General features: G+C 44.4%; 19 protein-coding genes. 8 read left to right on the forward strand and 11 right to left on the reverse strand.

The features are described 5' to 3' along the window. Positions 1-17: 17 nt before the first annotated feature. Positions 18-1,373, forward strand: coding sequence for a RagB/SusD family nutrient uptake outer membrane protein (locus DFQ12_RS14645; protein ID WP_120259796.1), 1,356 nt, complete (start codon positions 18-20; stop codon positions 1,371-1,373). Positions 1,374-1,415: 42 nt separating this feature from the next. Here DFQ12_RS14645 and DFQ12_RS14650 read toward each other — a convergent pair whose 3' ends face one another. From DFQ12_RS14650 to DFQ12_RS14665, 4 genes are all read right to left on the reverse strand, one after another. Beyond that, positions 1,416-1,805 carry a hypothetical protein gene (locus DFQ12_RS14650; RefSeq protein WP_147420423.1) on the reverse strand — a complete coding sequence of 130 codons (390 nt, stop codon included), beginning with the start codon at positions 1,803-1,805 and terminating at the stop codon, positions 1,416-1,418. Next, the gene (locus tag DFQ12_RS14655) at positions 1,799-2,518 is read right to left on the reverse strand and encodes a MauE/DoxX family redox-associated membrane protein (protein WP_147420424.1); all 720 of its coding nucleotides are present in this window, start codon (positions 2,516-2,518) and stop codon (positions 1,799-1,801) included. The genes DFQ12_RS14650 and DFQ12_RS14655 overlap by 7 nt, the downstream gene beginning before the upstream one ends. A 389-nt stretch (positions 2,519-2,907) precedes the next feature. After that, a complete protein-coding gene (locus tag DFQ12_RS14660) occupies positions 2,908-3,999 on the reverse strand; it encodes a hypothetical protein (protein WP_147420425.1) in 1,092 nt (363 codons plus the stop codon). Further along, entirely contained in the window at positions 3,996-4,691 is a 696-nt protein-coding gene (locus tag DFQ12_RS14665; RefSeq protein ID WP_147420426.1) for a hypothetical protein, read from the reverse strand. The genes DFQ12_RS14660 and DFQ12_RS14665 overlap by 4 nt, the downstream gene beginning before the upstream one ends. Before the next feature lie 366 nt (positions 4,692-5,057). Between DFQ12_RS14665 and DFQ12_RS14670 the strand changes: the two genes are divergently transcribed. Next, on the forward strand, positions 5,058-6,110 hold the full coding sequence (locus DFQ12_RS14670; RefSeq protein ID WP_120259801.1) for an MFS transporter: 1,053 nt from the start codon (positions 5,058-5,060) through the stop codon (positions 6,108-6,110). Positions 6,111-6,126: 16 nt separating this feature from the next. After that, positions 6,127-6,420, forward strand: a complete 294-nt coding sequence (locus DFQ12_RS14675) for a hypothetical protein (RefSeq protein ID WP_120259802.1) — start codon at positions 6,127-6,129, stop codon at positions 6,418-6,420. A gap of 92 nt (positions 6,421-6,512) precedes the next feature. Here DFQ12_RS14675 and DFQ12_RS14680 read toward each other — a convergent pair whose 3' ends face one another. Beyond that, positions 6,513-6,863: a DUF3024 domain-containing protein gene (locus DFQ12_RS14680; RefSeq protein WP_120259803.1), complete on the reverse strand. Its 351-nt coding sequence runs from the start codon at positions 6,861-6,863 to the stop codon at positions 6,513-6,515. A gap of 198 nt (positions 6,864-7,061) precedes the next feature. On the opposite strand from DFQ12_RS14680, the gene DFQ12_RS14685 reads away from it, so the two are divergent. From DFQ12_RS14685 to DFQ12_RS14705, 5 genes are all read left to right on the forward strand, one after another. Beyond that, complete coding sequence (locus tag DFQ12_RS14685; protein ID WP_120259804.1) at positions 7,062-7,625, forward strand: RNA polymerase sigma factor; 564 nt, start codon at positions 7,062-7,064, stop codon at positions 7,623-7,625. A 68-nt stretch (positions 7,626-7,693) separates the two neighbouring features. Further along, positions 7,694-8,830 (forward strand): FecR family protein, encoded by a 1,137-nt coding sequence (locus DFQ12_RS14690; RefSeq protein ID WP_120259805.1) that lies wholly within the window; start codon positions 7,694-7,696, stop codon positions 8,828-8,830. A gap of 180 nt (positions 8,831-9,010) precedes the next feature. Further along, positions 9,011-12,592: a SusC/RagA family TonB-linked outer membrane protein gene (locus DFQ12_RS14695; protein ID WP_120259806.1), complete on the forward strand. Its 3,582-nt coding sequence runs from the start codon at positions 9,011-9,013 to the stop codon at positions 12,590-12,592. Between the two features lie 12 nt (positions 12,593-12,604). Further along, positions 12,605-14,068 carry a RagB/SusD family nutrient uptake outer membrane protein gene (locus tag DFQ12_RS14700; protein ID WP_120259807.1) on the forward strand — a complete coding sequence of 488 codons (1,464 nt, stop codon included), beginning with the start codon at positions 12,605-12,607 and terminating at the stop codon, positions 14,066-14,068. A 29-nt stretch (positions 14,069-14,097) separates the two neighbouring features. Next, entirely contained in the window at positions 14,098-15,249 is a 1,152-nt protein-coding gene (locus DFQ12_RS14705) for a TlpA family protein disulfide reductase (protein WP_120259808.1), read from the forward strand. 75 nt (positions 15,250-15,324) lie between these two features. Here the strand turns inward: DFQ12_RS14705 and DFQ12_RS14710 are convergent, their stop codons facing one another. The 6 genes from DFQ12_RS14710 to DFQ12_RS14735 all read right to left on the reverse strand — a co-directional run bounded on the left by DFQ12_RS14710 (position 15,325) and on the right by DFQ12_RS14735 (position 25,484). Next, entirely contained in the window at positions 15,325-16,725 is a 1,401-nt protein-coding gene (locus DFQ12_RS14710) for an alpha-L-fucosidase (RefSeq protein WP_120259809.1), read from the reverse strand. 18 nt (positions 16,726-16,743) lie between these two features. Then, positions 16,744-18,201: a hypothetical protein gene (locus DFQ12_RS14715; protein ID WP_120259810.1), complete on the reverse strand. Its 1,458-nt coding sequence runs from the start codon at positions 18,199-18,201 to the stop codon at positions 16,744-16,746. Between the two features lie 158 nt (positions 18,202-18,359). Then, positions 18,360-19,391, reverse strand: a complete 1,032-nt coding sequence (locus DFQ12_RS14720) for a LacI family DNA-binding transcriptional regulator (protein ID WP_120259811.1) — start codon at positions 19,389-19,391, stop codon at positions 18,360-18,362. A 219-nt stretch (positions 19,392-19,610) separates the two neighbouring features. After that, a complete protein-coding gene (locus DFQ12_RS27960) occupies positions 19,611-19,964 on the reverse strand; it encodes an Ig-like domain-containing protein (protein WP_147420427.1) in 354 nt (117 codons plus the stop codon). A gap of 23 nt (positions 19,965-19,987) precedes the next feature. After that, positions 19,988-21,943: a RagB/SusD family nutrient uptake outer membrane protein gene (locus DFQ12_RS14730; RefSeq protein WP_120259813.1), complete on the reverse strand. Its 1,956-nt coding sequence runs from the start codon at positions 21,941-21,943 to the stop codon at positions 19,988-19,990. 10 nt (positions 21,944-21,953) lie between these two features. Further along, positions 21,954-25,484, reverse strand: a complete 3,531-nt coding sequence (locus tag DFQ12_RS14735) for a SusC/RagA family TonB-linked outer membrane protein (protein WP_120259814.1) — start codon at positions 25,482-25,484, stop codon at positions 21,954-21,956. Positions 25,485-25,593: the final 109 nt, after the last annotated feature.

Below are 25,593 nucleotides of genomic sequence, written 5' to 3' on the forward strand. Positions count from 1 at the left end.
TCTTAAACTTTTAAAAGATGAATCGATTAATGACCTTCGGTATTACGATAGTGTTGCTCTTGATGGTTTCGTGCAATAAATATCTTGACGTAAAGTCAAATGGGATTTTTGTTGTCCCAAATGACCTGGAAAGCCTTCAGAAAATTTTGGATGCCTCAAGTTATATTAACAATAATATCTGCGCTATGGGCGAAGCAGCTTCTGATAATTATTTTTTGACTGAAAGCAATTTTAAATCGCTAAGTGAACATTGGCGAAAGTTTTACCTATGGGACAATGACGAATATACATTTGGAAACGATTGGAACAGGGCATATCTAACAATCTATAATTGTAATATCGTGTTGGATCAACTCAAAAAAATTAAAAGAAAGCCCGATAATGAACTATTATACGATCAGGTGAAAGGGACAGCGCTTTTCTTTAGAGCTTCGCATTATCTCAGTCTGATCTGGACTTTTTCCAAAGCATATAATTCGGCCACCGCACAGGATGATTTGGGGATTGTGCTGCGAAGTTCATCGGATCTTAACGAGAAATCTTATAGAGCATCCGTACAACAATGTTATGACCGTATCCTTGCAGATTTAATAGAAGCGGAGCAGTTGCTCCCTGTTAAGACTCTTCATGTGATGCGTCCAGGGAAGAGAAGTGCGTACGGTATGCTTGCGCGTGCCTTTTTGTCCATGCGCAGATACGACGAGGCGCTGAAATATGCTGATCTGTTTCTCAAGCAGAATAAAAGCCTGCTTGACTTTAATAATCAAATGCAGGTTGATTTAACTAAACAGTATCCTTTTGTGCAGTTTAATGATGAAACAGACCTGTATCTGGAGATGAGCCCGAACGGTTTGATCGGGCAGAGCGTTTCCTCCGTTGACACAGTACTTTATAGTTCTTATCATCAGGATGATTTAAGGAAAGAAGCATTCTTTAAAAATTTATCTAAGGAATATCTGTCTTTTGTAGGAAGTTATTCGGCAGGCACGACTTTTTTTGCTGGACTAGCAACCGATGAAATGCTATTGACTAGATCCGAATGTCTGGCAAGAAACGGACGTGTTGAAGAGGCGATTGGGGATTTAAATGATTTGTTGCAAACCCGTTTTAGATCAGGTAAATATTCTCCGATTGTTTTGGATGATCCTAAGATTGCATTGGATTTGATATTGACCGAGCGAAGAAAAGAATTGATATTTAGAGGGCTGCGGTGGATAGATATCAAAAGACTAAATCTAGAAGGTGCCAATATCAGTATAAAAAGAAGAGTAGAGGGAAAGGACTACGTGCTTGGACCAAATGATAATAGATTTGCTTTGCCATTGCCGATGGATATCATTGCGCAAACGGGCATGCCTCAAAATCCAAAATAAGAAACGGCCCGATAGGGCCGTTTCCGCTTTAAGCCAACAGCTTTATAAAAGCTGTTTGTTGATTGGCTTAAAAGGTGTAGGACTGGTACCACCAGTTCGGCTCGGGATATAACCCTCTGGAGTAGAAGTCGCACCGAGTTGAATTCTCGTGCCGTCCAGCTCATTGTTTGAGTTTAAATCCGATTCATCCACTTCGATTGCGCAAGCCTGCTCGTTGTAGTTGACATCACAGCTTTGACTGTTTGAAGTGGTAGTCCATTCAGATGGATCTTTTACTTGATCATCATCTGTAGGATCTCCATGGAAATAAACCATTACAGGATCTAATTTTTTTCCTGCATAAGCCTCAGCACCTTTAAATGCTGAGAATCCGATAATCATGGCTCCGCCTAATATCATGTAGCCATAATTGTTTAAAAATTTGGTTAGCATGTTGCTACCCTCCTTTCTTTACTGCAGGTCAGTGATTGGTTAGTAAAGATACTGGCCTGCAACTTTTTGGTAAATAATTGTTGTCGGTACGGTTCTGTATACCGATCGTATCTGTATGCCAGGCTGCCTACTATAGGCCTACTGACGCTGTTATGTTCTGAATAATAATAGAGACTGTCTGGTGCATACCACATATCTTTTGACTTTGTATAGTGGATATTCCTGTAGCTGATGGCTCCCATTGCCAGGAAGCCAATCAGAAATAGTGCGATGTTTGTTTTGTCGGTCAATGCTCCCTGGCCATATTTGGCTATTCTCCGATGTAGTACCAATCCTATGATAGAAAGGCCAAGGATCAAGATATTTATCAAGAGATGCGCAGTCCAGGAGATACCACTCAGAAAGCTCGTGCACATACAGGGTTTCTGTGCATAGACATTCAGTACGCCTAATCCAATATAGATCGTAAAAACGATGATCAATAGGGTGGAGGATCTCCATCCCCACGCACGCAACCCAGCTACTGGCATGGCTAGCAATATCCCAACACCGATTTCCACGAGCGGAAGTAACCAAAAGAGTATCGAACCCATATAACTGATTACTGGCTGCTGCTCGAGGGCGATCCGAAATGCGCCTAGCTGCCAGATCTTGTCTATGCCTACATAGATCCAAAACAGGATCATTACCGCCCGTAGGATCTTGTATATCATGCTGCTTGTTTTATTCGCTTCCATAGTTCTAATTATTTGTACTGTGGCATTTATTATTTTTAAAAACAGGGCGCCGTACCTGCCCCTCCATTAGGTACAGCGGCCTGCCTGAGCGTCAGCATCTACTTTCTCGTACGCCTTAAATCAAAGGTAGCGCAGATAATAGCGCTTCGTAGGGGTAGTATTTCATGCTCATCATGCCTGTAAATAGGCTTTAAACAAGTTTCAGGAAAGGGAAGGGGGTACCGTGGGTAAAATGCTTGCACATATGCCGGAAGGGACTATCGGGGGCAGGAAATTATCTTGGCCACTATTTAAGGCAGTAGGATAAGGGGCAATTGCAGGGGTAGTGGGTGAATACCCCTACTTTTATGATTTTTCTTTTTTTTTTAACTTTTTAAATCCGGGAATAGCTCGCGCAGTTCTGCCTGCATGTTGTTTAATGTCCGGAGAATACGCACGGCAGCAGCATACTCGACACTTTTATCCATTTTGGTCAGGGTATGTGGCGTCAGCAAGATACCTTCTTTGGTCTTGATGAGTTTTGAAAACTCCGCAGCGACCTCCTTTTTCTCAGACGAACGCGTAATATTGGCTTTTACGCACAAATGTAACCAGAGCTTGAGCTCCTTGCCATTGAAATTGCTATGTATAAATTGTTCATCATCTTTTTCTGATGATGTCTGCTGAGACTGGGATAGCTCCGTTTGCACATATTCGCACATCAGCTTAAGTAGACTGCTGCGGTTACTATCGTAGGCAAAGTCCCGTATGCAGGAGAAATGTTTTGGAAACCGCAATAAATTTTCCATAAAGATGGGATCGGTCTGATAAAACTCCTTCCAACGATTGAAAAATCCCATATGGTTAAAATTGAAATTGATCATCAGGATCAAAAAGCGGCAATGCCAGTTTTTTCTCTGTCGGTTATCTTCGGCCAGTTGCGCTAGTGCATCCAGCAACTGTATCAGATATTCCTGATGGCGGTACTGGATATAAGGAATCTTGCCCTCCTCGAATAGGCTGTCGATGGCCGATTGGATTTCATGGAGATAGACCAGTGGAATATTCTTTTTCGCCAGCCGATCAAAAATAGCAGGTATACGATTGTAGACATAGGTACTGATCTTGTCCCGGTAATGGCTGGGCAGGTTGGTCGTGGGATCGATATCATTTTTAAATAAAAATTCAATACGCTCCAGCAGTTCCTCCAATGCAGTTAACGTACTCCGGTCTTCAATACCTTTCTCTGTACAGAATGCCGTCAGCTTTTGGTGTAGCCAGAGCAACTGTATATGATATAAACGTACGGCATTGCTGGCTCTGTCTACATTGCCAGCCTCTCTGTGGGCATGTAGTGCTAACGGGAAATTGTCCGAACAGGCTACCGATATACTGTATAGCCGCGATGGTATCTCGGTCTGATCGACACGATGCAATGTTTCGATCATCAGGGTGAGCTGGTATAGACTTACAATCATTGGTACCTCCTTTTGATATCTTTGTGGTACCAGGGCCAACCGTATACACCGGGATGCAGCTGGAGATTGAGCTTATCGCCTTCTTTTGCTTTTTTATAAAGTTTGGGATGTACGTCCATCGGTAGCTGATATTGTCGCCCTTCGTAAGAAAAGGAAAGTAGGAGCTCATGGATGTCACAGCACAGAGGACATTTCTGAACGACAACAGCCGTAATCTGTACATTCTTGGCCTCCGTTGTATGCTGGCAATTATTGAGGATCAGAACCATACGGATATACCAGGTACAGGCAATAAGCATAATGGGAAACTGGACGGTATATAGTTTTACGATATTCACCTGCTTGAGCAGTAGAATATGAGCTGCGGCACAACAGAGTAGCGCAGCAGGAAGGGCATGTATAAAAGCTGGTCCAAAGGGCTGTGAGCTGAGCAGTAGCTCATAGGGCATACGGTCAAATAGTGCAATGCTGCTGATCTGGATGCAGATAAAGAAAACAAAGAATAACTGGAGTACCACGCTTTGATTACGGATCTCTAAAAAAGGTATAAATAGTACAAGGACACCTATGCTATATACTCTTAATGGGAATGTTGGTGCAATGAACAGACCATATAAGGTAACGAGGACCGCTACACAGATCAGGATGTAATTGCGGGTGAACCGTTGTATCGTTGGCTTTGGGGTTTCCATACGCATGGTTTTTAATATCAGTAAATTGCTGTATGCTAAAATTACCTATAAAGGGGCTTATTCTGCCTGAAGATCATCTTTATTTCAACAAGCACATGTTTTCTACATTAAAGCATGTCTTTTTGCAACGAAGGATATTATCTGTACAATAAAGTGCTCAATTTTCCTGTTTTGGCGTATTTTCTTGACTTGCAAAAATCGGGTATGGGGGTAGTATTTCTACTTTTGTGGACTGATTATTAAAATATTGACTAAATTTATAATATAAAATTCCTATTTGAAAGAAATTTTTGCTGGATTAAATTCTAACCTATTTTTTATCTATGAGATCGGTAAGGTTTTTTGTCCTATATATAAACGTAGATTATGGAAAGTATCCAACAGGTCAAGTATTCAAAAGATACGGAGGTGCATGTGCATTATCCGGATTTTATATGGGTATGCATTGCCTCGGTTCTTTTCGGGGGGATTTGTTGGTATATTGGCCATATCGCTGCGCTATCGGACTGGTTTGAGGACAGTCCCTTGATCTTGAGTTATCTCTTTTATGTGATGATCATTGCTGTTGCGCTCTTTTATACGCGCACGATGATCAAGCTATTGGACATGCGGAAAAGCTGGCTGCATAATTTTGGTGATCGTTTGGGGGCACAGTTCTTCTTTTGCGTTTTGTTGCCTACGATATTTTTATTTGCAATCATAAGACCCGTTGCCCCGCCCAAAAGCGAGTGGATATGGCTACCGCTCCTGGTGATCTTGGGCGGGATGTTGTTTTTTAATATGGGCTATGCGATCTTTTTTTATTCGTCTGTGTATCGCAAAAGGGAGACCTATGTCGGGGAACTGGAAAAGCGAGTGGAGCATCTGGAACAAAAATTATCAGCGCAGAAAGAGCCGCAATCGGCACCTTTGTCCGACACTCAGCTGGATGAAGAAGAACCTTCCAAAATAGATGAGCAAGAAAAAGAAGGGGATATATCCGAAGAAATAGACCTCGCACTATTGAAGGGAATGGATACGCTTGAGGAGGAATTTTTGCTAAACAACAGATACCTGACCAAAAAGATTATGTACAATGAGCTGGGTATATTTTTATTCGAGAAGACCAATAATACGCCGATCGTCAAATTATTTTTGAATAGCGATATGAATCAGGGAATAGGCTGTGAGCAACGTAGTCTGAACGAAATTGTGCGCGATACGCACGGCTTTGTACAGAAAATAGACCGGCATCACGCGATCCCATTGGATATGATTAAGGCCTGTTATCAATTGAAGGGCGGTCGGCTTCGGATTATTTTGCACGTACCGTTTGGAGATACAGACAGTTTTGTGGTTTCGTCGACCATCTCGCGTAGGATAAAAGACTGGGTAATGCTTCAGGTGCCTATTGAAAAGGATAATAGTACAAATCAATAATATTAAAATATTGGCTATGGAAAACCTAAAAAGTAACACTTGGAAATGCCGTGCCACGGGCAAAGTAGCATTTCCGTCGTTGATCGAAGCTAAATGGAGGATGATCAATTTTAAATTTATGACACGCATCAGGAATAAAGACGGCAAGCGTGTCAAACATCGCATGGGCAAACCGGCTTGCAAAAGGGCTTACTACTGTAAATTTTGTAAAGGGTACCACATCACCAAATGGGATAAAGGTCATTTCAAAAACTACAAAAATGTAGTGATGACCTGGGATATTGCTTCCTACCCATCGATTTCTTTCTGATGGCTTTTCTATGACTGACATATTTGGCAGGCATTAAATAGCTAAAGAGCAGACTATTTCCATGACATAGGCTGCTTTTTTGATATTGGCTTTTATCCGAAAAAACAGCCATAACCATCATGGCTGATCTCAGTCAGCAGCTCCTGTAGATGATCACTTGATGGTATAGCTTCGTAAGCCTCCCATTTACCGGAGGCTCGTCGCCAATAAAGCTTCCATTGCTTGCTAGATTTTACATATTTTATTTTCGCAAATTCGATGTGTAGTATGTGAGCTGGATTATTCCATTGCGGGCGTATCTCAAACAATAATGCAGTCTGCCCATCCCAGCTGTATCCAAAATCCAACTTCTTTCGTACCTCTGCATCCTGTGGTCTTCTGGATTCGATAAAATTCCGGAGCTGCACCTCCACCATGGAGATGATGTCTTTGTTGTCTGTCATGTTACTTATTTAATTGTCTAGTATGGCGCCGCATCTATTGCTGCCTGCGCCTGAAAGATAATCTTGCCACCTTGGGCAGATAAAAATATGCAAATATTTTCTGGTCTGTAGACTTAGCGCGGTCTTCATAAATCATAAGCAGAGAATTTGTAATTTGTCAATTTTAATGTAAGTTTGATTTCAGATTCTGACTAACGAATGTATTGCTACACAGATTTATCGGATAAAGAATTGATAGCACTTGTTTTAAAAAAAGATGAACAAGCGTTTGGCCTCCTATATGAACGATATTTCCCGATTTTATTTATCTATGCGAGTAAAATTATCTCCGATGAAGAGGTGGTCAAGGATATACTTCAGGATGTATTTGTTTCCCTTTGGTCAAAAACGGGGCTAGAGATAAACACGAGTTTTTCTTCTTACATCTATACAGCCGTGCGTTTCCAGTTATTCGACTATATCGACAAGCAAAAAGTTAGGCAGGGCTATGCAGATTCGCTACAGCATTTTTTAGATCAGGGCGTATACTCAACCGACAACTACCTCCTCGAAAAAGAACTGCAGCAACAGATCGAAAAAGAAATCATGAATCTGCCGCCCAAGATGCGCGAGATATTCATCCTGAGCCGTCAGGAAGAAAAAAGCTATGAAGAAATTGCAAGACAAAGCAATGTTTCCCTAAACACGGTACGTAAACAGGTCAGTAACGCCTTGAAAATCATGCGTTCCAAATTCACGTCGATTTTTTTTACTTTTTTTTAAATTCCATCTACTACTTTTTTCCACTTGAACCTACATATAGCAAAGAAACGTATTAAACCTTTGTTATCATGGAGACCAAAAACGCAAAAGAAATTCTTGAACGTTACCACCAAGGCACCTGTTCCGAAGAGGAGAAATCCTGGGTAGAAACCTGGCATCTTCAACAACTCAAAGAAAGCCGATTTACAGCAGATCCGGAGGATATAACGCGTATTCAGGAAGAAGTAAAAACCAAAATAGACGCCGATATCCACTATACGATCAAGCGGATAAGCAGGAAGAATCAGATCCTTAAAATAAGTGCAGTGGCAGCATCCTTGGTCTTATTACTGGGGGGCAGTTACTTCTTTAGTAGACAATCCGATAAGACAGCTATAAACCAGGGTGCTTTGCAACAGGCCGATATCCAGCCGGGAGGCAACAAAGCTGTTTTACTGAGCAGTGACGGAAGTACCATCCAGTTAAGCGAGCATAGTAATACCATCCTCGTGGGCGCAAACATCAGTTATGCTGATGGTCCGGACTTGCGGCCGAATTTAGGTACCACCTCGATATCCGAAGCCCCCATATTTCATACACTCCAAACCCCCAGGACCGGAGCATACAATATCGTCCTTGCAGACGGAACCAAGGTATGGCTTAATGCCTATTCCTCCTTAAAATTTCCATCCAGATTCGACGACAAAGAACGTGTGGTAGAATTACTTGGTGAAGCTTACTTTGAAGTGGCCCCCAATAAAAAACAACCCTTTAAAGTACGCAGCCGGGAGCAAACCATAGAGGTACTGGGTACACATTTCAACATATCGGCTTACGAATCCGAATCCACCGTAACCACCCTATTAGAAGGCGCTGTCAAAGTAAATAGGATTGCCAATAACAGTTCGGTCTTACTCAAACCCGGTCAACAAAGTACAATTAAGGAGGATACAAAACAGATACAGCTAGCCCATATCAATACCGAGCATGCTGTAGCCTGGAAGAACGGCTACTTTAATTTCGATAACGAAACCCTAGCCAGCATCCTAAGTAAGATAGAGCGCTGGTACGATGTTGAATTCACGTATGAAAAGACGCCTTCCGCGAAGACCTATATTGGTGCCGTATCCCGATCCCGCAACCTATCTGCTGTGCTGCGTGCGCTGGAGGCGGCGGCTGATGTTAAATTTAAACGTACGGGACGAAAGATTGTCGTCATATCCTAACCAGATAAAATAAATACTAACCTTTATTAAAGCAGAAATCATGAAACAGCCACCCTAACAAAACTAGAATTGGGTCGTAAAAAAACCGAATGTGCAGCGAACACATCCGGTAGATTTTTGGGCCCCAATCATTAATTCCAACAAACTAACAATAGCATCTAACCCAAATTACTCAAATGTATGAATTTTTACCTTGAAAAATGGAGGGAGACGCCTGTCTATATCCTCCGCAAAACGCTCATCGTGATGAAACTAATCATTGTGCTACTGACATTCGGCCTTTGCCAGGTATATGCCAGTGGCTTTGCTCAAAAAATAACGCTAAGCGAAAAAAATGCTTCTTTAGAGCTTATTATCAATAAAATCCGTAAACAAAGCGGTTACGATTTTATTGGCGATGCACAACTAATCAAAAAAGTCAATGGGCTCAACCTAACCGTAAAAGACGCTCCGCTAGTTGACGTCTTAAATCAGATCTTTAAAAATACCAATATTGCGTATCGTATAGATACCGATATTATCGCGTTAAAACCAAAGACGGAAGCTGCCGTCGCTATGCAGCAGTTGGTCATCCGAGGGCGGGTCGTGAATGAACATTTGGAGAACCTATCCGGTGCTTCCATACGCGTGATTCAGAGCGATATGACGACCACAACAGGCAAAGACGGCACGTTCAGCCTAAAGGTATCCGATCGGGATGCCATGATTTTGGTCTCCTACGTTGGTTATGAGCCGCTTACCCTCAAAGTCAAAGAATCCATGGGGCTGATCCAGCTGACCCCAAGTCTATCGACGCTGGAAGGTGTCGATGTCACGGTCAGTACAGGCTATCAGACGATTTCGAAAGAACGGGCGACAGGATCATTCAGCCAGGTCGGACAATCGGTATTGGGCAAACGTCCTACATCCAATCTTTCCAGTGCCTTACAGGGTACAGTAGCCGGTATGCAGGCCAAGGAAAATGAAGACGGTAGTGTAAACTTTCTGATCCGGGGCAATAGCACCCTGTATGCAGATAGTAAACCGCTGATCGTGGTCGATGGCTTCCCGATATCCAGTAGCAACTTCTCGGATATCAACCCCAATGATGTCGAATCCGTCACTGTACTTAAAGATGCTGCTGCGGCATCCATCTGGGGTGCGCGTGCCGCCAATGGTGTGATTGTTATTGTCACCAAAAAAGCAAAAACCGACAACAGACTCACGATCCAGGGGAGTGCATTTTCCAGAATATCGCGAAGACCGGATCTCAACTACATCCTTACCCAGGCCAATTCGGCTGATCAGGTTGCCTACGAACGTAAGGCTTACGAAAACAACTGGACTTTTTACCCCTATGCGAATTCGTTTGGAGATATTACCAACTCGTTGACGCTAGCGCAAGAAGCGCTCTATGCCAATCAATATGGTACCATGTCTACAGCCGACATGAATGCCGAGCTAGACAGATTGAGCAAAATCGATAATCGGGGCCAGCTCCGGGACTTGCTGACGCAAAGAGCCGTACTCAATCAATACAATGTCAATTTGCAGGCCGGCAACGAGCGTATACGCAACTACACTTCCGTTCTCTATGAAAACAGCAAAGGTTCTTTCCAGAAAAACGGTTATGACCGTTTCAACTTGAATTTCAACAACGATTTCAACATTACTTCGTTCTTAAAGTTCAACCTGGGCGCCAACCTGCAGTACAAAAAACAACAATACGGCGGTGCGACCATTGCAGAAATAGAGCAACTATCGCCTTATGAGCTGCTATTGAACCAAGATGGTAGTTACGGCGTCAACCTAAAAGACTATAACCGCGAGCAGCTGGGCCTGATTCCTACCGGAAAATTTACCTATTCGGATTGGTCATACAACCTGCTACGCGAAGTACGTGGCCGCGATTTTACCGACGAACGCATCAATGCCCGTGTACAGACCGGACTTAATCTAAAGATTATTCCGGGGCTTACTTTCGATACCAAGTTTCAATATGAGCGCAACAAGATCGATCGCGAGCGTATCTATGATGAGAGTACCTTCTACGTGCGTAGTCTGATCAATAGCAAGACACAATACGACGATGGCACCAAGACCGTAGGTAAGGCGTATATCCCTAAAGGCGGGATCCTGAGACGTGGCATGATCCAATACGAAGATGGCTTCAATGCGGAGGAACTGGGGCAGGAGGACATCCAGAGTTTTGTCTTTAGGAATCAATTGAATTTTGACAGGATTTTTGGTGCTGATCATCATATCTCGGCTATCGGCGGTATGGAAGTGTCCCAGTATTTGACCAAAGGCACGATCAATCCTACGGTATATGGCTACTATGGTGATAAGCTTCAGGCAACGACACCGCCTTACGGTTATGGCAGCTCAGTAGACCAGTTTACCGATTTTGAAGGTTCCCCAACCACCATTCCGGGGGGCAATACAACCTTCAGATGGCAGAAAAACAAGTTCATCTCCCTTTATGGAAATGCGGCCTATACCTATCTCAGCCGTTACACCCTGTCGGGCAGCATACGGAGCGATGCATCCAATTTCATTACAGACGACCCCAAGCTGCGCTGGTCACCGCTGTGGTCTGTAGGTGCCAAGTGGAATCTCGCCAAAGAAAACTTTATGGCTGCGCAGGACGATGTAGACCGCCTGGAGATGCGCCTGACCTATGGTAAAAACGGCAACATGGAAAATTCGACTTCAACAGCGACCTTGCTCAATGTGGGCGGGAGCTTAAATCCCTCCACAGGAACCATTACAGCCACCATTGCCGACAATGGAAACCCAAGACTGCGCTGGGAAAAAACTGCTTCGACCAACTTCGGGATCGACTTCTCCTTTTTCAAGAGCAAGTTTTTTGGTTCGGTGGATCTATACCACAAAAAAGGTTCGGGTATTATTGGACAGATTGCCCTGCCTGCAGCAACGGGAACCAGATCGCAGAAATTTAATAATGCCGAGATCACCAACAAAGGATTTGAGCTCGCTTTGGGTACCAACTTAGCTGTATCCAAGAATATTCAGTACAGCACAAATTTCAACTACGCGTACAATGCCAACAATATTGATGCGCTGTACAATCCGTCGCTCTACACTTATCAGCTGATCACTGGGGCTTTCGTTCAAGGCCGCCCCGTCGGTTCGGTTTACGCATTCGATTATATCGGGATGATCGATGGTGTACCGCATGTTGCTGGACCAAACAATAGCCCGCAGACATTTAATGATGTCTCTATTTACAATAGAGGTTTAGGACTTCCTTTTCTCCACTATATGGGTACCGATGTACCACCACATACGTTGGGCTGGACCAATACGGTACAAGTAGGCAACTTCAACATCATGTTTATCCTATTGGGCAAGATGGGAGGCGTATACCGCAATCCAACCTTCAACTACGCTGCACTTGTAGGGTCCGACAAGACTTTTGTCAACAAATATGTTAATGATGTGCTCGCCGGAAATCCGAATATTCCAGGATTTGCGCTGCCTGATGAGACCAACTTATACCTCTGGGACCGCTACAGTGAGGCTTTAAGCAGCCAGGTCGAAAAATCATCTTATATCGAGTTTAAAGAGCTTAGCTTAGGATACAAACTGTCCAACCGCTGGACAGAAGCCATCCGCTTGAACAATGTCAATCTATTCGTCCAGGCACGTGATCTTGGCTTGATCTGGCGTGCCAATTCCAAAGGTTACAATCCAGATTGGTTACCGGGCACGATGCGCCCTGCACAGAGTTATACATTCGGTATCAATTTTCAATTTTAATAACAGACAGACATGAGAGTGTTCACATATATAGGACTTGCCGCTGCGCTACTAATGACCGCAAGCTGCAAAAAATACTTATCCGAAGAACCCAAAAAACAGGCCAGTATCAAAACCGTAGATCAGTTAGAGGCCTTAGTAGAGAATGCGACTGCATTTTCCAGAGAGGAGAATTACGCAGCTACCTACGCTACGGATGATACCGAGATCAGCAAGGAGCTATACAAAAACAATGTGACGGCTTTTACTGTCAACAATCTCCAACGCTATGTATCCTCTCCGGAGGGCATTGAAAACCTCGCTACGGACGAGTTGTGGAGCGGAGAATACAAAAAGATCTTCACCGCAAATGTCATTTTAAAAAACATAGACCTGGTGAGCGGTGATGAGGCCAGTCGCAGACGGGTAAAAGCAGATGCCCATTTTATCCGGGCGATGTCTTATTGGATCCTTGTCAACAACTATTGCGCGCCATATGCTGCGGCCAATATGAATAGCTTAGGACTTCCTTTAAAGCGCACCGTGGATTACGAGGAATCCTTAAAACGTGCAAGCTTGAAAGAAACCTATGATTTTATCCTGGCCGATATCGAAGAGGCAAAAAAAGTAGCCGAGGCCGATGTCGATCCTAGAAAGGCCTGGCGTGTGAGCCAAAAAGCTATTTCTGCTTTTATGAGCCGCTATTATCTATTCACTGGCGACTATGACAAGAGTTTGGCCGAATCAAACAAGGCACTGGAGTCCGGCACCGTAAAGTTAGTAGACTATAATACCTTACTACCAGGCAGAAGCGTCTCCTACAGCAATCCCGCTGCAACGCTCAAGTACAGTGAGTTAAACGACTGGAATGCGGCAAAATACCTCTATTGGGGTGAGCTCTATTACAGCCGCTATCAATACACAGGCGCACAATGGTATAGTCCGAGCAGCGCATTGGTGGCCCTATACGATCAGGCTAACGATCTCCGTTACAAGCACCTGATGATCCCTAATGGAGGCCGACGGTTCAGTGTCGTGACACCAGCAGCGTATCGGTACACCATGTTTACCGATGGTAGTACCTTGGTTTCGGGTCCTACAAGAGCGGAGATGCTGCTTAACAAAGCCGAGGTGCTGGCCCGTAAAGGCGATGTTCCGAACGCCTTATCGGCGGTCAATACCTTACGTCAAAAACGCATGTCTACTTATAGTGCGCTTACGGCTTCTAACAAAGACGAAGCCATCAAACAGGTGCTCGCCGAGCGACGCCGTGAGCTTCCGTTTGTGATGCGCTGGTACGATATACGCCGATTTAGTGTCAACGACTATGCTGCGGATGATATCACTGTAAAAAGAGATTTCTACCAGGTCAGTATAACAGGTGTTGACCTCAATACGCCAAAAACCTACACCCTGGAAAGCAAGCATCTGGTCGTACCTATCAACGGTGTAGAGATCGATGCCAGCAAGGGACAGATACAACAGAATCCATACTAGAAAAAATTATTTAGCTAATCAATACGATCATGAAATTCAGAAAATTACTTGCCCTAACAGGCCTACTGGTAGCCAGCAGCCTGCATAGCTTTGGGCAGAGCAAAACATTTACGGTGACCTCCCAGATTGCTGACTTTAAGGACAGCACCTACAACATGACCATCTGGAATGGTGTGACCGATGCCTATTATAAAAAAGGCAGCACGAAAAACGGGCAGATATTTTATCAGGACACGACTTCTATGCCCTTAATCGTACGGCTCACCCTTCCGACCGAATCGCTTTATAAGCGTGTCGGCCGGGGTTATATCCCTGTCAAAAGCCAATCCATCTGGTTTGTAGCCATGCCGGGTGGCAAGGTATTACTCAAAGGAAAGTTATCCGACTTTGCCGAGGTATATCCTAGCGGGGATAAAGAGAATAATACGATTAGTGCATTAAATAAGGGGTACCACCCGTTGTTGAATAAATCGGCCAATATCGAGCTGAAACTGGCAAAAGACACTTCAGATGCGGTGCTAAACAAACGTCTTGCAGCCGAGCAAGAACAGATTGATGCCCAAGCCGCTAAATACATGAACGACTTTCTAAAGAAGAATGTTTCGTCTGTAGCCGGCCTGTATTACCTTGAGGATATGCTGGTCCGGGAGATTGTCACGATCGAGACAGTGGAGGCACTGTTACCTACCGTAGATAAGGCCTACCGAAGCTCGCCTTTCTATAGCTCTTTAAAGAATCGTGTAGCGGGCAGCAAATACGATGTAGGCAAATCCATCTTCCAGATAAACAGCAGCAATACTTATGACGGTAAGGCATTCGACTCAAACAGCTGGAAAGGCAAATTTTATCTCATCGATTTTTGGGGCTCATGGTGTGGTCCATGCATGGCCGATGTGCCTGATCTGAAAAAACTGAGAGACAGCTATCCCGATCAGCTACGTGTACTGGGCATCGCTTCCGATAAAAATGAGAGCTGGCGCAAAGCCATCGAGCAGCACGAGCTCAACTGGGTGCAAATATTGAACGACAAAGGGAGCAACAATTTTGTCCTACGGCTGAATATCACCGGTTTTCCGACAAAGATCCTCGTGGATCCCAATGGCAAGATCGTCTACCGAAGTACGGGTGGCGGCGAAACCTCCTTTGACAAGATGAGTGAAATCATCAAAAACTGGAAATAAATCCAATAACCCAAACGCCTGAGTCTAGAAACCTCAGGCGTTTATTTGTTACATTTTGGTTGTCGGGGATTTTAATTAATTATGCTTTGGCTGGATTTTATAAACGTATATCGGTATACTCGGATCTTTGATTGTCGGTAAGGTCAGTGTTAGGGCATCTTTGCCTGCTGTCCATGTGACTTTTGATGTGTTGCCAAGCAGACTGATCGAACTGATCGCAAGTTTGTTTTTGGCAAGCTCCGGAATGTCAACCCTCGCTGTTGCTGGGTTTCGGACAAAGAGGTAGACAACATTGCCTTTCTGGGTAAAGCGGTAGTCGGCGATAATCTCCTTGGACGTCGCATCATTGACGGCATCTTTCATACCTGCTTTTTCCTTTTCGGATTCTTTCTGTTCTGTTTGCGCTACAGCAACTTCTTTATTCCCGGCCCAGACACTGCTACTATATAGTGCTTCGCCGTTGATCTTCATCCAGGCGCCTATAGCGTGCAGGTTTTCCTGGCTCTCTATTGGCCAGCTACCGTCACCTTTGGGGCCGACATTGAGCAGGAGGTTACCGCCCTTGCTCACCACCTCAATGAGATTGCGCACCAGCAGTTCGGGGCTTTTCCATTTGTGATCGTGCCGGTTGTAGCCCCAATTTTCGCTCATCGTAATACAGGCTTCCCAATTCTTTCGTGCTGTCGAAACCAATGTTTGCTCAACGACGGCATAATCGCCGAGACCATTGCCGATCCGGCTGTTGATAATGCAGTCGGGTTGGATGGAATGGATCAGATCACGGATCTCCTGGCTCTGTTTTTTGGTAATCAGCTCGGGTGTGTCAAACCAGATAATACCGATGGGACCGTACTGTGTCAGCAGTTCGCGAAGCTGCGGTTTGACCTTGTTCTCGACATACTTGTTCAGGTCTTTGGCATCTTCATTGGGATAGTCCCAGGTATTGCTGCGGCCGGCTTTGGTGGGCCAGTTGGTCGGTACATCGGGATCTGCCCAATCGCGGCCAAGGGAATAATAGAAGCAGAGTTTTAACCCGTATTTCTTGCAGGCTGCCGCGAGGGCGAGCATAGGATCTTTGGCCCAGGGCGTTCTCTTGACTATATTATAATCACTGACAGCCGAATTGTACATCGAAAAGCCATCGTGATGCTTGGCGGTGATCACAATATACTTCATGCCGGCGTCATGGGCCATCTGCACCCAACGGTCGGCATCGAAGCCAGTGGGGTTAAACTGGTCGGCGATCTTCGCATAGGTTTTGACGGGGATCCGTTCGTAGAGCATAAAATGCTCGCCCCCTTTGGTGGGATGCCCATTCCAGTCGCCTGCCGTCTGGGAGTACAGACCCCAGTGCAGAAATAGACCAAATTTGCCATCGGTAAACCAAGTAGCGGGCTGGCCAGACAGGTTTAATCCTGCTAGAGCAAATAGCAAAAGCAGGATTGTTTTTATGTTTCTAAAAATGAATGTATTCATCGTTGCTCTCGGCCCTCGCTAGCGGTTTTGTACTTTCATGGAGGAAACTTTATCGTTGAAAGTCGAGAGATAGGAAGACGACGAGGTCACGACGAGACTATCGCCAGTAAAATTATTCCCGTTGTATAAGGTGACTTTAACATTTGCTCCAACTTTAATGGAAGAGATGCTATTGTCGGTCACACCTTTTGCCAACAAATCCGATGTGGTATACTGTCCTTTACCAAAGCTTCCTTTTACACCGGCATAGGATGCATTGGAATAGGTATATACCGAATCTTGATTGGTCGTCATAAGCCCGTTGACATAGTTGAAGTCGTAAACATTGGAGGTTGTGTATCCATTTTGCAATAATAATTTTACTTTGAGTTCGTATGGTGTATTGCCTTTGTAGTAGAGTTCATTGAGGTCTATGGTTCCTTGGATGTTACCGGAGGAAAGCGGCGTAAATTTCCATGTGACGGCGTTGTAATCTTTGTTGGCTCCCGTACCTTCGTTGTTCACATTGGGATCCATATAGACCAATATCTCGCTCACAGGTAAATTAGATGTATAATTTCCTGTAATAAAGATTTTTTGCTGACTGTTGTCAATTGCAAATTGAGGTTGTATGGAATAACTGGGTGCCTGGTAAGGACTGGCTGTCGCTACCGCGGATTGAAAAACTTCATTTCTACTGAGAATTGCGGCATCGGAGCCGGTTAGGAAAGTAGGCTGTCCCTTGCTAAAGCTTACATTGCCGCTTCCCATCAGTGATGTGCCCAATGTAGGTTCTTCACTGACATATTTCGCGCGGTTGTGGGGTAGGTTTAATCCATGTCCTAATTCATGTAGCATACCGCCGAGGTAGTTTGAACTTGGATTTGGAATTCCATTGACGGACATGGAGGAATTATCCACAGCAAAGCAGAATTTTCCATAGCCATAGAATGGCTGGCTGCCATCTCCGTCTGTTCTTGCTGGCAAAAGTACTAAATAGTGATTGTTGGATGAAAATTGGCCCGGATGGCTGGTTTTGTATGCATTGATCTCATTTATAATTTTACCAGCTGAAATAGCTGAGCTGTAGGGGTAGTCCGCTTGAGCTCCCGCCGCCGGAATTTCAATAATGTTGACCAGACCTGTAGAATCTTTTGCCAGGCCTAGATAATTGCTGTAGCCATAGCGTCCCATTTCATTATGTAGCCAGTCCTGAAAATGGACAAACAGCTGCGATAGCCGTGTTTTGTAGCCGGGTAGGGCCGGATTGTCTGTGGGGACAAACATAATGATATTGAGGTTGACCGGATTGGTGACAAATTTAAGATTGGATAAGGACGTGTCTATATCGCCATTCGAGGACGCCTTTGACCGTCGGATTTCTGTGGTATTTTGCTCGGACAATGGCTTTGAACAAGCGAAAAAAAGTGATAGGACTGTGACGGACAACGCAATTCCTTGAATGATTTGCATCCATTTTTTTGTTTGTTTTCTCATAATTTTTAAAATAAATAATCTATAATTGTTAATGAGTATTGGTTAGTTAGGGCCAACCAAAAGACATATCTATAGTAGAAAATATATTTTGATTTAGAGCAGTTTTCGTTTAAGTCAAACGTTTGCGTAATCTGCGAAAACGTTTCAATTGACATACTTTATTCAGAGGATTTGCGTGTCAGAATAGAAGCTTGTAACTCAATGTTTTGGTAGGCTGCTAGAATCTCGTTATCCGAACTGTCCAAAATTTTACTGAGAATAGCGAAAGCCTGAGAGCCGATTTCATGCGAAGGCTGTACAATGCTTGATAATGACGGTTGAAAAATATTGGTGTACTGAAAATTAGCAAAACCGATCAGGGCCAAGTGGTCTGGTACGGCTATTCCGATGGCATGTAAAGCCTCTAACGTTAAATAGGTAAGTTGATCTGAGGCGGTAAAAATTGCTTCGGGCGGGCTACTTGAATTAACGAGATGTATGAGCTTATTTTTTAATTGCTCCAGCACCTCCATTCTTCCGCTATTGGTTGCTATCGATAGGAGATAATCTGAATTGTAAGCGATGTCAAAATCCCGCAGACATTGAATATAACCGCGCCGTCGCTCCATTGATGTTCCCGGCGACAGATTGGAAATAAATAGAATTTTCCTCTTGCCTCGATTGACCAACTGAGAAATACCTTGGTAAACCACTTTAAAATTGTCTATTCCGATTTTATAAGTATTTATAGCATAATTGGTCCGGTCAATAAGGACAATAGGGGTACCCTCATCTTTTAAGCGCTGGAGATATCTTAACGAAAGATGATTTCCTGTAGCTGCAATGACGACAGCATCTGCACCCTTTTTAGATAACATTTCTAAATGTTTCAATTCAAGCTTGGGGTCGTCCGCACTCTGCATAATGATCAGGTTATAAGTCGTTTCGGACATCTCTCTTTCAATGCCTTCGAGAATCTGCGAGAAAAACGGATTGCCGATCGAAGGAACAATCATACCGATAATATTTGTTCGCCCCTTACGCAATAGTTTAGCATATTGATTGGATTGATAGCCATGCTCATTGGCAAATTTTTGGATTTCAACTTTAGTGACCGGGCTGATTTCATGACTGTTTGAGAGCGCTTTGGATATGGTGCCTATGGAGTACCCCATGGCCTTGGCAATATCTTTTATCGTTATTTTTTTCATGTTTTGGAATTGCTTTTTTTGAAAAGTCCGAATTGAAAAACTTCAGGCGATCACTCTTGATCGCTTTGATACCTCCTATATACTATCGCTGGTTTTTGGCGGGGATATTTCCGGGTCAATAAAAGAAGACTATCAGGCCATCTGGCCTGATAGTCAAACTAAACGCGCTAAATTAACGCGATGGTCACCTCTACCATTTTTTTGACCGACTGTCGGCTATTAGTTCGTTACATTGACGATATACCAGACATTCAATTCGCCGGACTGTATGGTAACGGTATCTCTGCCAACGCTCAGGCCGGTAATCAGCCCTGTCGTACTATAGCTGGCAATTTCTGGATGTTTGTTGCTGTACGTGGCCGTGGTTACGGTACGGTTTCCAGGATTGACTGCCAGATTGATCTGCAGCGGTGTTCCGATTTTAACGGGAATCTGCATAAATCCTCCCGAAAGTATAGCTTCCCTTACGGTTAAATTGTCTTTGATGGGACCAAGGTCTTTTTTGCAGGAATGTAAACCCAGGCTTCCGCACAGACAGACTATTAACAGGTATATATTTGATCTAATTTTCATAATGTTGTTTCTTTTTATCCTCATTATTTTGCGCCCAACCATCCCGGATTCTGAACCAGCTGATTGCCCTCCAGGGTCAGGTCGTATAAAGGTAAGGGCCAATAATAGCGGTAATCTGCCCATAGCGCAGTACCATTGCTGATGTTTGCACTTCTTGGATAGGCGATAATAAATCCATTGTTATCCAAAAAGATATCTTTATTGACTTCTTCTTTTAAGGCAATAATCGGTTTGGCGGTATGTGTACCATCGTATAGTTTTCCTTTTTCGGCTGTAAATTTCATTCCACGTAGGGGAACGGTCATCAGATTGCCGGCTTTCCAGCGCATCAGGTCTTCGTAACGACGGTCTTCCAAGACCATTTCTACGCGACGTTCACGTCTGATTTCACGGATGATGGGGCTAACGGCATAATCAAGTTTGGTGGCATAGATCTCATCAAGCCTAGGGTCTGCCGGCGGGTTGCCAAGCTCTAATTTGCTGCCTGGATATTTTGCAAAATCAAATCCTGCGCGCTGGCGCAACAGGTTAATCGTCCGGTCTAGATCATTCTGGGTCAGCGTACCTAAGATTGCTTTTGCTTCGGCCAACATCAGCAGCACTTCGCCGTAGCGGAATTCAATGGCCGTTTGCTGGCCATTTGTTGTCGCTTCATTTTCGGGCCGATCACCCATCCAGTGTTTAATGGGAAGGTAGCCCGTTACTGTCGTGCCGCCACCTACATTATAGGACAGTCGGGGATAGGTAATCCCATTTTTTTCGAGGCTGGTGGTTCCATCCGTTCTGTTAAACAGGGAGCGGTTTTCACCAGGATAATTAATGGTTTGCTTCAGGCGTGGATCGCGGTTTTCAAGTTCGGACCATAGCCCGTCATATCCTTTGAATAGGGGGTTGGCGGTGTAGTTGCTGGCTGATCCCGAAGAATAAATCGGTTTGCCGTCGATACATAGATACTCGTCTACGAGACCTCGTGTGGCCCCGCCTGCTGGCCGTGCGCCCGAAAGACTGTTGTTCTGGTCCCAATAACGTTGGGTCGCATGGCCTACCACAGTACCATCGTATACCCGGGCCAGGATTGCTTCTTTGTTACCGTCCGAAGTTGGGTCTTTCTTGAAAGTAAACATTTTCCAATAGGGGCTGTCACCTGTGGCATAGAGCTGATAACGTCCGCTGGCGATGATTTTTTCGCAGGCATCCACAGATGCTTCCAGGAAAGATTTTGCTGTACTTTGTAAGGACAATTCGTTATGATACGTGCGGAAGGAGCCTTCGAACAGACCTATCCGCGCTTTTAAAAACAAGGCCATGTCCTGATTAATACGTCCATCCGGACGACCGTTAATGCCTTCTAGCCCGGCTATGGCCATATCGATAGTCTTCATCAGGGAGTCGGCAACCACGGTGCGCTTGTCCCGGGGTTTGTACAATTCCTTGCTGTCGATATTGAGGTCACTGGAAAGCCAGGGCACATCACCAAACAGCATAAGTTTGCGGTAATAATCCATGGATTTAAAGAAATAGGCTTCCCCGATATATTTGTTCAGCCGGGTAATGTCATTATTGACCGCGGGCAAAGCGTTTGTATAGTGTTGGATAAAATAATTGACCGAACGCAGGTTTTCCCATGTCCAATCGACCGAGGCGCCTGCATTTGGTGGAATAAAGGTGTTGTCCAACATACGGTCGATATTGCCATAGCGGACCATATTGTCGGTCATAAAATCGCTGGCTAGCAAATGGCTGCCGCCGACAACATTGGGATTGACTTTGGCATCTGCCCAGCCCGTACCATGCCCTAGAATATAACTGGCATAAAGGTTATTCAGGTATAAAGTTAATTCCGTCTCAGTACGTAATGAGTTGTCCCGCGATAGATCGGTTTCAGGACTTAGTTGTAAAAATTTATCGTTACAGGATTGGGTCAACAACAGGGATGTTGCGGCAGCCATGACCATGAATCTGAATATGTTCTTTTTCATAATAGTTTAGTTAGAAGACAATTTGAGCACCAAAAGCAATAGACCGCTTTTGTGGATAATCGGCAGAGATCTGGTCGACATCAAAAATTGCAGGTATTTTTGTGACTTCAAAGATATTGTAACCGGCAAGTGTGAAGCGTAATCGCTCGACGCCAAATCGTTTGGTCAGCTGATTGGGCAAGGTATAGCCCAATACCGCCTGTTTCAGTCTGAGGTAGGCGCCATTGATCAGGTACCGGTCCTGCACGTTTACAGAGTTTACAGATAAGCCATACATCGGAAACTCCGCATCGGTACGCTCAGGCGTCCAGGAACGTTCGTACATCCATTTTGACCCGGCGCCACCGCCCCAGTAGGATGATAAGCCGGCCCAGATATCACGCTTGAGTACACCCTGGAACAAGAAATCAAGATCGAAATTTTTGTACTGCACATTTCCGGTGATACCAAAGCGATAACGTGGTGTGGAATTTCCGATGACAACACGGTCACCCGGGTTGGCCAGGGTATTCAATCCGGCATCTATTTTACCGTCCGGAATCCCTTCGGGGCCGCCAAGATCCTGATACCAGATATAACCCGGAAAAACGTTGCCCTGATTAGCTCCATTGTAGATCCAATTGCCATTGCTTGCGTTTCGTCCAGCAAAATCGCCTTCCTGCAGTATGCCGCCGGTACGGTATCCCCATATTTCACCGATTGTTTTACCGTCATACATCACCTCTCTACCTTGAGGATTTGTAATCATCATCGTGGTATTGGCAGCATAATGCTGTACTTTGGTCAGATAGTCAGATAGGTTAAGGCCTACACGATAGCGGAGGTCGCTGTTAATTGTCTGCTTCCAAAGGAAAGAAAGCTCGAAGCCTTTTGTCTCGAGTATCCCTGAATTTTCCAAAGGTGCGGCAGTCCCCAATGTCGTCGGAAATGAAGCGCTGCCATCGGTCAGGATATCGGTGGTCTTCCGGTTGTAATATTCAAAGGTAACATCCAAGCGATTTTTGAGAAATGTACCATCCAAGCCGATATTCCAGGTTCTGGCTTTCTCGAAGGTCAGGTAAGGTGATACCAGTCCCGGCGGGTTGATATAGACGATCTGTTGCCCATTGATTAGATAAGGAGCCTTTCCCGTAGCCATTGTTGCCTGATATGGATAGATGGATGAGGGCTGATTGCCCAGTTTTCCCCAGCTTCCGCGCAGTTTAAGTTCGTTGAGCCAACTTTTTGTACTTTCCATAAAATTCTCCTGCGATATCCGCCATCCTGCCGAGAAGGAAGGGAATGTTACAAATCGGTCTTTTTCAGTAAACTTCGCACTGCCATCATAGCGGAGATTGCTCTCAAAAAAATACTTTTCGGCGAAGTTGTAGTTCACACGTCCGAATATGGCACGTCCAGCTAGTGTATATGCATTTCGGGATACGGTATGTAAAGATGGATCCTCCGCAGCATCAGGGTTCTGTATATCTGGAGAAATCAATTTTCGGAATGTATTGGTGATCTGATTAAATTTAGTCTGATCCTGATTGTAACCAACTACAGTGGAAAAATTATGTTTCTCGGCCCAGGTCTTCTTATAATCAGCATAGATATTAATGAGGTATTTATTAGTGTTGTTGTTGTCAAAATAGGCGCGGTTCTCTGCGGCTTCGGCCTGCTGGGAGGTATATTGCCAGGAGTCCACGACTTGGTTGAACTTGGGACTGTACCGGCTCAGGCTGTAAGACTGCGGCTGATAGCTGAGGTCTGCCTTTAGTTTCAGGGCATTCGGTATCAATGTAAATTCGGGCGAGATCAATAGCGATACCCTTCTATCCGTGGACTGATTGTTGGCCCCATAGCTCAGCCAGGCCAGGATATTATCGGTATAGGTATTGGGTAAAGGATCATTCGGCCCAGTCTGGATAGGCATATTGATATTTTTGTTCGTCTCACCCATCATGGCAGCCCATATACTTCCTTTACCACCAACGATGTAAGGGCTATTGAAATTTGTCTGGTCAAAACCGATCTTTCCAAAAACACTGAACCAATTGTTCACCTTGGCATTGATATTCATCAGGGCATTGTAGCGTTTCAATTTGTCGGTGTTGATCTTGTACATTCCCGATTGATTCTGTAGGCCTCCGGAAATATAGTAGTTAATGGATTCGGCACCACCACTAAGATTGAGGGTATGTTTTTGCATCGGTGTCCATTTTTTGACCGCTTCCTCAAAGGGATTGACATTGGCTACCCAAATGATGCTGTTTCCCTCCTGATACCACGCATTTTCAGGCGTAGGATTATCCATATACTTTTGGATCATCTCCAGTTTTTTTTCATCTGCAGTGCCGGGCTTGCCATTTGTCCATAATGTTCTGTCCATGCCTGATTTTTGGATTTCATAGGCATTGAGGATATCGGGAAGCCCCGATGGCGTATCAAAATTGGAGTCGAAGTTGTACGCTATTTTGCCTTTCTGATTGAACTCCCCTCGTTTGGTACGGACCAAAATTACCCCATAGGCAGCTTTGGTACCATAGATCGCTGCGGCAGATGCATCTTTGACAAAAGACATGTCCATGATGTCATTCGGATTGAGCTGATTGAGGGCACCTGTGGTGCTCTCAATCCCATCAATGATGATCAAAGGGTCGCCATTAACGGATTCAAAGACCTGCGTATTCGCATTATAATTCATGGAGGTACCACCCCGTAGGTTAAATCCTGGTGTGCTGTTTGGCGAACCGTTTCCAAAGGTAATGTTCAGGTTGGGGACAAGGCCCTGTAAAGCCTGACCGATATTGGCAACCGGCCGATTTTCAAAAGCCTCCTTGCCGACATGCGCAATGGCCCCTGTTAAATTGACTTTCTTTTGTGTACCAAAGCCGACAACCACAACTTCCTCCAGTGCGCTGTCGTTTTCTTCTAACGATATGGCTAAATCGCTTGCCGCCGTACTGTTGAATTTTATGGTCTGCGGTTTGAAGGAAAGGTGGGAAATTGTCAGTGTACCCTCTGCGGATGAAGATTTAAGTGAAAAGTTACCCTGGCTATCCGAAGATGTTCTGGTCGTAGTTCCATTTAAGCTTATCGTTGCATTTTCAATAGGGGCTCCGTCTTTTCTGGCAGTCAATCTGCCTCTAATGCTGTATTGTTGTTGCTGTTGTACCTGGACAGTATTTTTTTGAGCACTTGGCAAGACAACAATATGTTTTTTGTGGATCTCAAACGCAACTGGCAGCTCGTCCGATAGTTCCTTAAGGACAGTTTCGAGCTCTTGATTGTTTGCATTGAGGCTCACCACCTTTAAGCCATTAAAGAGACTTTCGTCATAAAAGAAATGGTAGCCGGTCTGTTTCTTGATTTCTTGAAAGATAGTTTTCAGGTTCCCTTTGTTGACATGCATGGTGACCTGCTGTGCTTCTGTTTTACCATATACACCATAAGTAAATAGTAAACCTAGAAATAAGGTGGCTTTGACCTTTTTCGAAATAAGGGGTGAAAAACGATGATCGGTCGTTCCTTTCCCGAAAAAGTAATTTTTGAAATTATTCATATTTATCAGTAATAGGATTGGTTTTTGTGGTTTTAATTCAGGTACTTATGCACCCTTGGTCAGCACCGTATAACTCGGTAGTGCTAAGTTTGGTCGAGTAAATATTTAG

The sequence above is a fragment of the Sphingobacterium detergens genome, from assembly GCF_003610355.1.
In the GTDB taxonomy this organism is placed as follows: Bacteria; Bacteroidota; Bacteroidia; order Sphingobacteriales; family Sphingobacteriaceae; genus Sphingobacterium; species Sphingobacterium detergens.